At 38.4% G+C, this 12,659-nt stretch carries 8 protein-coding genes; 2 read left to right on the top strand and 6 right to left on the bottom strand.

The features are described 5' to 3' along the window. Positions 1-76: 76 nt before the first annotated feature. On the top strand, positions 77-1,924 hold the full coding sequence (locus P20495_RS18930; protein WP_008133636.1) for an ABC transporter ATP-binding protein: 1,848 nt from the start codon (positions 77-79) through the stop codon (positions 1,922-1,924). A gap of 772 nt (positions 1,925-2,696) precedes the next feature. Then, on the top strand, positions 2,697-3,569 hold the full coding sequence (locus P20495_RS18935) for a hypothetical protein (protein WP_008133634.1): 873 nt from the start codon (positions 2,697-2,699) through the stop codon (positions 3,567-3,569). Positions 3,570-4,263: 694 nt separating this feature from the next. On the opposite strand, the gene P20495_RS18940 is transcribed toward P20495_RS18935, so the two are convergent. The 6 genes from P20495_RS18940 to P20495_RS18965 all read right to left on the bottom strand — a co-directional run bounded on the left by P20495_RS18940 (position 4,264) and on the right by P20495_RS18965 (position 12,651). Then, complete coding sequence (locus P20495_RS18940; protein WP_242401450.1) at positions 4,264-5,631, bottom strand: hypothetical protein; 1,368 nt, start codon at positions 5,629-5,631, stop codon at positions 4,264-4,266. Between the two features lie 467 nt (positions 5,632-6,098). Further along, positions 6,099-6,518, bottom strand: a complete 420-nt coding sequence (locus P20495_RS18945) for an MAPEG family protein (RefSeq protein WP_007375694.1) — start codon at positions 6,516-6,518, stop codon at positions 6,099-6,101. A 154-nt stretch (positions 6,519-6,672) separates the two neighbouring features. Then, on the bottom strand, positions 6,673-7,794 hold the full coding sequence (locus P20495_RS18950; protein ID WP_008133631.1) for an ABC transporter permease: 1,122 nt from the start codon (positions 7,792-7,794) through the stop codon (positions 6,673-6,675). A 2-nt stretch (positions 7,795-7,796) separates the two neighbouring features. After that, the gene (gene rbbA, locus P20495_RS18955) at positions 7,797-10,610 is read right to left on the bottom strand and encodes a ribosome-associated ATPase/putative transporter RbbA (RefSeq protein ID WP_008133630.1); all 2,814 of its coding nucleotides are present in this window, start codon (positions 10,608-10,610) and stop codon (positions 7,797-7,799) included. Further along, the gene (locus tag P20495_RS18960) at positions 10,610-11,614 is read right to left on the bottom strand and encodes an HlyD family secretion protein (protein WP_007375691.1); all 1,005 of its coding nucleotides are present in this window, start codon (positions 11,612-11,614) and stop codon (positions 10,610-10,612) included. The genes rbbA and P20495_RS18960 overlap by 1 nt, the downstream gene beginning before the upstream one ends. Before the next feature lie 359 nt (positions 11,615-11,973). Continuing rightward, complete coding sequence (locus P20495_RS18965) at positions 11,974-12,651, bottom strand: murein L,D-transpeptidase family protein (RefSeq protein WP_007375690.1); 678 nt, start codon at positions 12,649-12,651, stop codon at positions 11,974-11,976. Positions 12,652-12,659: the final 8 nt, after the last annotated feature.

Genomic DNA, 12,659 nt, shown 5'->3' with positions numbered 1-12,659 from the left:
AATGACCTACAAACCTGCATTTAAAAATACTTAAATGGTATGATACTCGCCATTATTTGCCATTTAAGTTTTTAAAATGTATCGATTATTTGAAAAAATGACAAAAGCATTTCCTGAGGACCAACCCACTCAGCCGCCTTCTACTTTATTTGCTTTTTGTCGCCACTACACCAAAGGAATGGAGCTGTCGCTACTACTTATGTCAATCAGCGCCGCCATGCTTGCTATTTTAGAGGTTTCTCTATTTAGCTACATGGGCCAACTTGTCGATTGGTTAACGGCTTACACTCCCGAAACCTTGTTTATAGAGCAAAAGTCTGAACTTATTAAAATGGCTGTTATGCTGTTATTAGTATTGCCCATCGTCGTATTTTTTCATTCTGCTATTTTACACCAAGCATTACTGGGCAATTACCCTATGTCTATCCGCTGGTTAGCGCATCGTTATTTACTGCGCCAAAGTGTTAGCTTTTATCAAAATGAATTTGCAGGAAGAATAGCCACTAAAGTACTGCAAACTTCTTTAGCCGTTCGCGAAACAGTGACTAAACTACTCGATGTATTAATGTATATCGTGGTTTATTTTGGCTCAATGGTATTTTTAGTTGCCGAAGCTGATTGGCGCTTAATGATCCCTTTACTGGTTTGGTTAGTTTTATACATTTGCGTACAGCTTTATTTTGTACCGCGCCTTAAAAAAATTGCCAGCTCACAAGCCGATGCGCGCTCAGAAATGACCGGTCGAATTGTTGATAGCTACACAAATATTTCTACTATTAAATTGTTTTCGTATACCCAGCGTGAAGAGCAATACGCAAAACGAAGCATGGATGTATTTTTACAGCCCGTGTACAAGCAAATGCGCTTAGTAACCAGCTTAAACTTTGTTATTCAAAGCTTAAATTACCTATTAGTATTTTCGGTTGCCGCTGTATCACTTTATTTATGGTCGCTTAGCGCAATTAGCGCCGGAGCCATTGCAGTTGCTGTTAGCTTAGCGCTTAGATTAAACGGTATGGCGCAGTGGATCATGTGGGAAATAAGCAGCTTATTTGAAAACATTGGCACCGTAGCCGATGGTATGAAAACACTGTCAAACCCTATCGAAGTTGCCGATAAACCAAATGCCGATACGCTTAACGTAAGCCAAGGCGCCATTGAGTTTAACAACGTACACTTTAACTACGGTAAAGCGGCAAACGAAACTAATCGCAGCCCAGTAATGAACGGTTTAAACTTAAATATTAAACCTGGCGAAAAAATTGGTTTAGTCGGTCGCTCTGGCGCGGGTAAATCAACACTTGTTAACTTATTACTGCGCTTTTACGATACAAACTCAGGAACAATAAAAATTGATGGGCAAAACATCACAGACGTAAGCCAAGAAAGCCTACGCCGATATATAGCCATGGTAACGCAAGATACCTCCTTGCTTCATCGCTCAGTAAAAGACAACATTTTGTACGGTCGCCCCGATGCAACCCACGATGAAATGCTCAACGCCACCAAACAAGCTAAAGCACTTGAGTTTATAAATGACTTAGTCGACAGCAAAGGCAATAAAGGCTTTGATGCACAAGTGGGCGAACGCGGTGTTACGCTTTCGGGCGGTCAACGCCAACGTATTGCTATTGCACGTGTGCTACTCAAAAATGCACCCATACTTATACTCGACGAAGCCACCAGCGCACTCGACTCTGAAGTAGAAGCTGCAATTCAGGCAAGTCTTGATGATTTAATGACAGACAAAACAGTTATTGCCATAGCGCATAGGCTCTCAACCATTGCGCAAATGGATAGATTAATTGTACTCGATGATGGGGGCGTGGTTGAACAAGGCACTCACGAGGAACTAATCGCTAAAGCCGGAATTTACGCTGCACTTTGGACTCACCAAACTGGCGGATTTATAGGAGTAGATTGATCATATAAGACCCTAGATATTAGCCTTTATTTTGATGCAACTAAAAACATAAAAGCGAAGCTGCTAACAAGGCTCTTCGCTTTAAATGTAAATTTTTTGTTTCATGAAACATTTGTCTAAATATTAGTGTCGTTCACTGCTTTGTAAAACGTTCATTCACTTCATATTTCTAATTGTTAAAATATTAATAACTCAACGTCCCTAGCATAGCTCTTTACTATAGATTTAAATAAAAATTGTAAAAATAAAAGCAAATTATTTTTCAATTTATACATTAAGTTATAAAAACAATCCAACCTTGCTTCATTAAAAATATCTCTCCAGTTCCAATATTAGGTATTTATTAGCAGTAGTAATATCTCTATTTTGATAAAAGTTAAACTGATTGATACAGAGAAAAAACATCTCGCCCAAGCAAAAACACAATGTTAACAGGTGCGATTAAATTATTAACCAAATAAATATTTAATTATCTATTGTTGACAATGTGCAACTGTGTAAATATTAAACAGTTGCTTTGGTGTTACTTTAAAATCAGTACAACAAAGTTACATTACACACTATTTCACTTTTATTAAAACGTATCCATGTCGGTGTGCTTATGCTGGTATTTTCATAAGCTTGAGTTTGAATATGGATACAAATAATAGAAGGTACACACAAAAGAGATTGTTTCATCTAGGGCCTGTTTATCTTTCGATGATTAAATTCACTAAAGTCACTCGCACTAGTTAAAGAAGCATATCTACATTAATTTGCATGGAGATTTTATATGAATATATTAAAACTACTATCCTGTTCTACTTGCGCAATACTCTGCACAGCAACACATGCTGCAGATTGGGAAGCATATAGTATTCCGGCTTCTGCTGGATCAGGTAAAACATGGCAATTACAAACTGTTTCCGACCAATTTAACTACCAAGCCGGTACTTCAAATAAACCGGCAGCATTTACCAATCGTTGGAATGCTTCGTATATTAATGCTTGGCTTGGGCCTGGTGATACTGAATTCAGTTCAGGTCATTCCTACACTACTGGTGGTGCGTTAGGCCTTCAGGCAACTGAAAAAGCAGGAACAAATAAAGTGCTTGCAGGAATTGTTTCTTCAAAAGCAACTTTTACATACCCACTTTATCTTGAGGCAATGGTAAAACCGAGTAATAACACTATGGCTAATGGTGTATGGATGTTGAGCTCTGATTCAACTCAGGAAATTGATGCGATGGAGGCATACGGCAGTGATCGTGTAGGGCAAGAGTGGTTTGACCAACGTATGCACGTAAGTCACCATGTTTTTATACGTGAGCCATTTCAAGATTACCAACCAAAAGATGCAGGCTCTTGGGTATACAATAACGGCGAAACATACCGAAATAAATTTCGTCGCTACGGTGTTCATTGGAAGGATGCGTGGAACCTAGATTACTATATTGATGGTGTATTAGTTCGCAGCGTTTCAGGTCCTAATATAATTGATCCTGAAGGCTATACCGGTGGCACAGGGCTAAGTAAACCAATGCACATCCTTTTAGATATGGAACATCAACCTTGGCGTGATGTAAAACCAAATTCAGCCGAGCTAGCGGATTCAAACAAAAGTATATTTTGGATTGACTGGATACGTGTCTACAAAGCAAACTAAGTCATTCTAAAATATTTGTAATATTAGGTTTTATTGCTTCTCGTTATACGACACGGAGCAATAAACTTTAAGGTCCCCAAAACTACTTAATGCGGCTATTACAGCCGCATTAAGTATAATTAACCTGAACTCTGGATAGTAAATCTATCTCGAGCAGCTATTGACGCGTGAATTCGCCTTATTTTCACTGAAAACCTCTGGCTAGAAAAAATAAAATTAAATATCAATATAATTCAATATGTTAGTAAATATCTTGACCAGAGTTCAGATTAATTAATCTCAAAAAATAAATACATCACCACCCCTCTATTTAATTAAAAATAAAAATCGGCATCTACTATTATCTCCATAAAAATAAATTTGTTTATAAAGCTTGTTAGCTTAATAATTAAGCTAACAAGCTTTATGGCGCTAGCAGCGCTTGCTGATTTTTGAGGATTAAATTTGTTCAACTCAGGGGGAATTTAATTGCAGCGCGAGATTTGTAATCTAGTGGGCTCGGTAACTGCTGCTGCGTCCTACTCACTCCTTACCTCCTACCTATAACAGGCAACGATGAAAGAAACCGTGGGCAGCGCGTGTGTTCTTTATGTATAGTTGTCACCTATTGGGGAATAGCCACACTACATAGGCTCTGCCTTGCCTAAATACCAAACGCACTGCTGTAAATTTAACCTCAAAAGATAAGCAGGCGCTAGTGTGTATCAGCGTTATAAAATTTTATTTTCGCTTGATCTATTTCACTCGATGACAATCTTAATGTTTCGTATAATAATTCAAAATCAAAATCATCTTGTCCGTAAACAAATTTTAATATTGATTCTATTAATAACATTCGCTCATCTTGATCCGATATATCATTAGCAAGCTCTGTAGCAAAAGGTAAATCACGTTCAATAGATTTTTCGCCAACAATACGCTTTGCGTAACTAGCTTCATTACTCGGCATTAATGACTTCAGCCAATCACGTGCCATATCAGGATCATTTTCAATTAAACGAGAGCCAATATTACTCATTACCCATTTTTTTGCAGAAATTGGCAGTGTGGGCGCTAAATCAATCAACATACCTAATTTATTATAAGGTATATCAATACTAAGGTTATTTAATAGCTTATCACGGAAAAAAGGATCTTCTTGCGCTAGTGCCACGTCAAACGAACGACCTATATATTCCTCGTTAGTCGCCATATATTTCAGTAGTTGCACTATTCCTACATGCCTACTTGCTTCATCTTCAATACTATTAACCCAGTTCAAAGACTGTTCTAAATTTTCTGAAGCGAGTTTTTTTGTGTAAAATTTAATGGTCTCAAATTTTAATTGAGAGTTAGGCAATTCTGAAATTATATTTTCAGCATCATTTGGTTGCTGCTGTATTAATTGCATCAAAACAAAACCCATTAAATACGCATACATATCTGGGCGTGGCTGTTGGCTAAACCACTCCATCACTGCGCCAGCATTTTTTCTACTCCATTGATTTAACAGTTTATCAATCACACCAGATTTAACGGCAGGGCTCAAAGAAAATCTAACGTCTTCAATGGCTGTAATGGGGCTCTCATCCATAAGCGAAGAGTATGCAACAGTGATTAAATCAACTTGAGTGCTATTATCAAATCCTTTATTTTGAATCCACTCAGACAAATTTTGTAGATCATATTGACCAATGACAGGAATAACACTATTTAGTAAGCGATTACGCATTATGGTATTCAGCCCAAGCATATGCTCTAAGGCTGATGGCCAATTTACCTTAATCCATGCCAAATAAAGAGGTTGCGTTGTTGCAAGTTTAATCTCTACCGTTTCATCACGTAATTCAATAAGAAGTAGTTCAATACAAATAGAAAACTCATCATTGACTTTCATATCGCTTAATTTCGTATCACAGCTATCAAACACAACTCCCAAGTGCTGATCCGCCTTAGTTGAAACAAAGCGTGTTGTCTCTAAAGCAACTTCACTTTCGGGTGAGTCATCAGTATCAGAGGCATCTGGACTTAGCAAAAAAAACTCGGCACGTAGATAAAAAACAAATAGTGCGGCAATCGACAAAGCTAAAACTATTTTAATTTTAATAAGTGCCTCCTTATACCAATTTTAATACCGTAAATAATACGTTTTATGCAGGCCCTGTTCACCTCTTTGGATTAAATTTGCTCTATCTGAGACGATTTAACCACGGCGTAAGATTCGTAACCTCGCGGGCTAAGTAAAAACCAAACAGCAAAGAGTAAATTGCCTGGATAATACTTAAAGGTAGTGTAAATAATTTTCTAAGATAGTTAGATATTGCCTGCCTATTTATCACGCGTCAATTAATATAATAAACACATTAAATTAACACCAAAGACACATAAGCAGAGGTAAATAAAATTTAATCAAAATGCTCACGGTTAAAAATAGCCCTATCATTTTAATGAGACCCACTCCCTTTACAAAAAAAGCGAAGTAATTATAAAATCACTTCGCTTTGATTATAGATATTGTGATGAACAATATTTATTACTTTAATAGATAAGCTATACAATTAACCTCAAACCAATCATCACTAGCATAACCACATTTGCAATCACACCAATTAAGAAGAAGTAACTACGCGGGCTTGGGTTTTTCTCTGTTGCTATAGCGTAGTACAGCACCATGTGAATTAAACGCGCAATTAAGTACACCCAAATACACATTGCAAATATTGGGCTTTGGTAATTAATTACAAATGCAAATAACACAGTACCTATAAATAATGCGCTGTTTTCAAGCGTATTATGAAATGTACGATGCGCCCTGAATATAAAGCTGTCGTGCGATAAATCTTCATCAATTTTACCTGGCACCGCATTAGGCTCTTTTGCTTTACTAAACGTAGCCACTGCCCATTGTACAACCAACATAATTAAATACAGGTAAAACGCTAAGTAAGCCGAAAGTGTAACTTCAGTCATTATTAAATCCTTTATTGTGTTTTTAATTGGTATTATCCAGCAAGTTTTAGGCCGTACTTAGTTTGTTGATAAATATAAGTTTAATTTAGTAAAGCTATTTATGAATGTAAGTAATTCCACCTTTTTATAAAAATTACCGACTAGATAAACCTTATTATCCAAACGCGACTGATTTACGAAACCGCGATAACGCAAATATAAAAAATACACTGCCGATTACGAATAAGGCCAAAAAGTAAGGCCAAACTACATCCAACCCCGCTCCTCTATATAAGATGGCTTGAGCAAACTTTACAAAATGAGTCGTAGGTGCAAATAACATAATATTTTGTACTATATCAGGCATGCTTTCGCGAGGGGTAACCCCGCCCGACAACATTTGCAATGGCAATAATATAAGGATCATCAGTAAGCCTAATTGCGGCATGGTACGCGCCTGCGTTCCTAATAATATTCCCAATGATGTTGTCGCAAATAAATGAATGGCGGCGCCCAATAAAAACAACGCTGCTGAGCCATGAATAGGCACTTGTAAAAAGCCTTCAATTACAATAAAAAGTGAAAAAGTGGTCAGTAATAAAATAACTAAACCATTGGCCCAAATTTTAGCAATTACAATTTCAAATGGCGTTAATGGCATTACTAATAAATGCTCCAGCGTACCGTGTTCACGCTCACGTATCACCGCAGCTCCGGTTAAAATAATCGAAATCATGGTAATAACGTTCATTAATTCCATCACACTGCCAAACCACACACTGGTCATATTGGGATTAAACATTATGTGCGCCGATTGCTTAATAGGCAGTGTGTATACCGATCGATAGCCTTGAACAAATTCATTAATTTCAGCACTAATAATTGTTTGAATATAATTATCACCAATAAATGCTTGCGACATACGTGTGGCGTCTATATTCACTTGTAATGTAGGTTGCTTACCTGCAAGAACGTCACGCTCAAAGTGTGGCGGAATATTTAGCACAAAGGTATAACTTCCGTTATCAAGCGAAGGATCCACTGCACTTAACGCAATAACGTCAGGCGTTCTAAAGTAAGGGTCGTAAAATGCATTAATTATACGCTTAGATAGTTGTGATTGATCGCCGTCAACAACTGCAATAGGTGCATTATTTAACTCAATGGAAGTTGCCGAAGACACAACATAAATTAATCCCGTAAAAGCAAAAAACACAAATAATAACAGCACTTTATCGCGCCATAAGCTACGCAGTTCTTTGATACCTAAATTAAGAATATTACTAAGGCATTGCATGGCTATTTATCCTGCTTTGGAAGTAAAAATACACTGGCTAACGTCAGCACTGGTATAAAAGTAAGCAAAGGTAAAAACTGCGCCGATAAATCAGAAAAATTAAGTGCTTTATTAAACACACCACGGCATGCTTCTAAAAAGTATGTAGTTGGAAATAGTTTTCCGATTATTGCAGGAAAGCCTTCTAAGGATGAAACGGGGTCAATCAACCCGCAAAAATTAACAGCAATCATCAATACAACCACAGTTGATGCAGCTAATGCCGATATTTGTGTCTTAGTAAAAGCCGAAATTAACAGCCCTACACCAGTTGTTGCTGTTACATACAATAAAGCAGCCAAGCTCAACGCCCATAAACTTCCTTTTAGCGGAACACCAAATACAGTGACAGCTAGGGCAACTAAGCCAAAAAAACTTACCATACTAACTAAAATGTAAGGCAGTTGTTTACCAATAATAAATTCGAGTCGCGTAACCGGTGTAACATATAAATTAGTGATTGAACCTAATTCTTTTTCACGTACAACACCCAACGCCATTAATATTGCAGGAATAAACACTAACAAAAGTGGAATAACAGCAGGCACCATGGCCTCAATACTTTTAAAGTCTTGATTATAACGATAGCGTGATTCAATATTCGCCGGTACCAAATTGGGTATGACTCCATAAGTACGCAATGATAAGTCAGTTAGATAACTGTAATACGAACTCGTCATATAACCCGATATAGTTTCTGCCCTAAAAGGCATGGAACCATCAATCCAAACTACAATTTCTGGCGTGCGCTCGCGTTTCAATTGCTGGCCAAAATTAGGTGGGATCTCAACGGCCACACTTAACTCGCCGCTGCGCATTCGTTTATCTAGCTCTGAAGGGCTTTTAATATCAGCTTTTTGTATGAAGTAGCGCGATCCGGCAATATTTTGAACGTAATCGCGACTCTCAGGGGTTTGATCTTGGTCCATCACCGCAAAGCTCAAATCTTCAACATCAAAGGTAATCCCATAACCTAAAATAAACATTAAAATAATTGAGCCTAGCAACGCAAAGGTTAAACGAATAGGATCGCGCCATAGCTCCAGCGTTTCGCGATGAGCATAGCCAAACAAGCGTAAAAAACTAAAAGCGGTATTCGCTTTCTTTTTACCAATTGGCGGTATTTTAGGTTCAATCTCAGGTAATGGTTCAGGCTCATCGACCGTCGTTGTAGACAAAGCAGAACTCGCTTGAGACTCAAGCACCGCCTCTTCTAAATAAGCAATAAAGGCATCTTCGAGCGTATCTGCACTGCGCGCTTTGCAAAGTGCAGCGGGTGTATCACTGGCAAGTATTTTTCCTGCATGCATCAACGAAATTCTATCGCAGCGTGCGGCTTCATCCATAAAGTGAGTCGAAATAAAAATAGTAACGCCCTGCTCACGCGATAACTCAATAAGTAATTCCCAAAAGTCATCACGTGCAACAGGATCTACGCCCGAGGTAGGTTCATCAAGTATAAGCATTTCAGGGCTATGCACTACCGCAACCGCAAGCGATAAACGCTGGCGAATACCTAACGGTAAATCGACAGGAAAATCATCACGGTATTTTTTAAGGTTAAACCGTATAATTAATTCATTAACGCGCGGCGCAATTTGCTCTGTTGGTAAATGAAATAAGCGCGCATGCAACACCATATTTTGCTCAACGGTTAATTCATTATAAAGTGAAAATGCTTGCGACATAAAACCAACGCGCTTACGAGTTTCTATATTGTTAGCATCAACAACTTGACCAAATAACTTAGCTTCGCCACTGCTTGCCGGTTGAAGGCCTGTCAGCATTTTCATAGTTGTGGTTTTACCACAGCCATTTGATCCCAAAAAGCCGAAAATCTCGCCTTGTTCAATACGTAAACTAACGTTGTTAACCGCTGTAAAATCGCCATATATTTTACTAAGCGCTGTAGCCTGAATAGCGGCTTCATCAGTTTTTAGATTATTCTGACGAGGAGGAACCACAAGTACGTGATGATCATGACGCTTTTCTTCAGGTAGTAATGATATAAATGCTTCATCAAGGGATTTTTTCCCTGTTTGAGCCTTAATCTCCTCTGGGCTACCAGTACCTATAACTTTGCCATCGTCCATGGCGATTAGCCAATCAAAATCATCTGCCTCTTCCATGTAAGCGGTCGCAACGAGCACACTCATACCATTATGCTGAGCGCGAATATGGTTAATCAATTGCCAAAATTGGCGACGAGAAAGCGGATCGACCCCCGTTGTTGGTTCATCCAAAATTAATAACTCAGGGTCATGAATTAACGCACAGCATAAACCGAGTTTTTGTTTCATACCGCCTGAGAGTTTTTCTGCAGGACGATCGGCAAACTCAGTGAGTCCAGTGCTTTTTAATAAGTTTTTGATTCGGTGCTGACGCTCTTTTTTTTCTTGCCCAAAAAGCCGACCAAAAAAATCAATATTTTCAAAAACAGAGAGTGTCGGGTATAAGTTTTTGCCTAATCCTTGTGGCATATAAGCAATACGTGGCGAAGTTGAAGTACGAAAGCGGCTACTACGCATATTGCCCCCTAACACTTCAACGTCACCATTTTGAACGGCACGTGCTCCTGCAATAAGTGCAAGCAAACTCGACTTACCTACGCCATCAGGGCCTATAAAACCCACCATACTGCCCGCAGGTAACTCCAGATTAATATTATCCAACGCTAAATTATTGCCATAGCGATGCGTAACCTGAGTAAGCTTAACCACACTAAAAGGCTTTTTAGCTTTGTTGCTCTGCTTTTTGCCATTGTTTTCATCAGCCATTATTCAGGCACTCTAACCTGCAACTGCATAGGCCAATTTTGCTCTGGTGCTAATAAAACATAAGCAAGTCCAGGCACGCCTGTTTTAACTTGTTCAATATGATCGTTTAATAATTTTGAATCTAGCTTCACTTTTACTCTAAACATCAGTTTGTCACGCTCGTTACGTGTTTCTACCGATTTAGGCGTAAATTGTGCTTGCGCTGATACAAAAGTAACTTTAGCGGGTAACGTGTATTGCGCAATTGCATCTATTACAATGCGTGCCTCAGAGCCTATTGTCACTTTGCCAGCTTGCGCTGTTGGCAAATAAATGCTCATGTACACATCGGTTAAATCAAGCAAAGAAAAAACCTTACCACCACTGCCAAGCACTTCACCTGGCTCTGCTAATCTATATAATATTCGGCCACTAATAGGCGCTTTAAGGGTGCTATCGGCAATATTACTTTGTAATCGCTCAATACGCGCTTGTGCTGCGTCTATTTCTGCATCCGACTGCACCACTTTTACATTTGCCGCTTTTAAAGCCGCTTGCGCTGTTGCAGCGCTTGTTCGTTGCTGATCAACTACTTCTTTTGAAATATGCCCTTGTTTGAGCAGTGCTACAGAGCGACGTAACTCGGTTTCTGCAAAAGTAAGTTCACTTTTATGTTGTTCTACAATTGCCAAAGCATATTTACGTGACTCAGTAGCAACACGTAACCCAGCATTAGCCTCACGTAATTGTGCATTTAAATCGTCAGTATCAATAACCGCCAATGTTTGACCGGCTTCGACCATGTCACCTTCTTGTGCTAAAACCTCAATCAAGCGCCCCGGCAATTTTGTTGCAATATCGTACTCGGTCGCTTCAATGCGGCCATTTCCATAGGCTACGCTCTCTGGCAATTGTTCAGATAGCAGTGCTGGTTGCTGAGTTTGCCAAACATACCAACCACCCCCACCCAATATGATCACAGCAGCGATTGTACTGAGAGATTTGAGTGTCGATTTAATCGTCATGCGGTAAAACTCCATGTATATAAAAGTAGGTAAATGTAGCCAGTCTTGGCCTATTTATAAGATTAGGCTAATACTGCACTATTTTTGGTATTAACTATCACTGTATGAGTTAATTGTAATATAGGTGTGACTCTACTTTGTTACTTCACGATAGTAGATGATTTTAATGAATTTTAAATGTCAGTATCCCTATTAATAATCTATCATTACCGCCGCTTATAAGCTTGATGCAGATCAAAAAACATTCAACTCAATAATAAAGATTTCAAATAAGCTAACAACCAATCAAAACGGTTAATATTTTTAAACGACAAAAAATATAATTAAACAGCCCGATTATTTACGTATATTTTTTACCATTAATATCTATTTTCGAACGTATACATTCCTTTATAAACTTCAACATTTGGTGGCTTTTTATAGTTGTTAAAGTAATCGTAACCTTCTTTAAGGTTAAGCCAAAAAGGGTACCATTGGTTTGCTTTATGCTTTGATAAAACTTCATCCTCAAGCATAAACGGAAATGAATGAACCCTAAAAAAAGATTGCCCCGATTTTAACGCTGCAGCACCCAACGCGTAAATCTCATTTATATATTCATCAGTCATCGCATAACACCCAATAGAAACACAGTTGCCATGCACCATCAGTGCACTGCCAGTTCGGTTGTGTGTCCGGTCATATTTATTTGGAAAGCCCAAATTAAATGATAAGTGATAATTGCTCCAAGGATTAAGCCCACTAGCATCAACATAATAAAAGCCTTCAGGGCTTTGGTTGTCGCCTTCTTTTAATTTAGGGCCAAGATCACCTGAAAAAGTACAAATTTCATAATTTTTGAAGTGTATAAATGTGCCATCATCCGACTCCAGCCAGACTTCAAGAATACCTGGGTCTTTGAATATTCGAATAAATATAGGTGCACCATATTCAAGCCCTTTATCAGATAGTTGCTTTTTTAAAGTGGGTGCAACCATTGATATCGCTTTTTCAGAACGTGCACTGGTAGGAAATTCTGCAGCAAAAGAATTAAACATAAAAAAAA

Source organism: Pseudoalteromonas sp. BSi20495, assembly GCF_000241185.1.
Taxonomy (GTDB): Bacteria; Pseudomonadota; Gammaproteobacteria; order Enterobacterales; family Alteromonadaceae; genus Pseudoalteromonas; species Pseudoalteromonas fuliginea.
This window is presented reverse-complemented; position numbering and strand designations above follow the sequence as displayed.

Coding starts and splice junctions, on each gene's coding strand:
- P20495_RS18945 (WP_007375694.1), bottom strand. CDS start 6,518: ATGACTGAAGTTACACTTTCGGCTTACTTAGCGTTTTACCTGTATTTA.
- P20495_RS18965 (WP_007375690.1), bottom strand. CDS start 12,651: ATGTTTAATTCTTTTGCTGCAGAATTTCCTACCAGTGCACGTTCTGAA.
- P20495_RS18950 (WP_008133631.1), bottom strand. CDS start 7,794: ATGCAATGCCTTAGTAATATTCTTAATTTAGGTATCAAAGAACTGCGT.
- P20495_RS18935 (WP_008133634.1), top strand. CDS start 2,697: ATGAATATATTAAAACTACTATCCTGTTCTACTTGCGCAATACTCTGC.
- P20495_RS18960 (WP_007375691.1), bottom strand. CDS start 11,614: ATGACGATTAAATCGACACTCAAATCTCTCAGTACAATCGCTGCTGTG.
- P20495_RS18930 (WP_008133636.1), top strand. CDS start 77: ATGTATCGATTATTTGAAAAAATGACAAAAGCATTTCCTGAGGACCAA.
- rbbA (WP_008133630.1), bottom strand. CDS start 10,610: ATGGCTGATGAAAACAATGGCAAAAAGCAGAGCAACAAAGCTAAAAAG.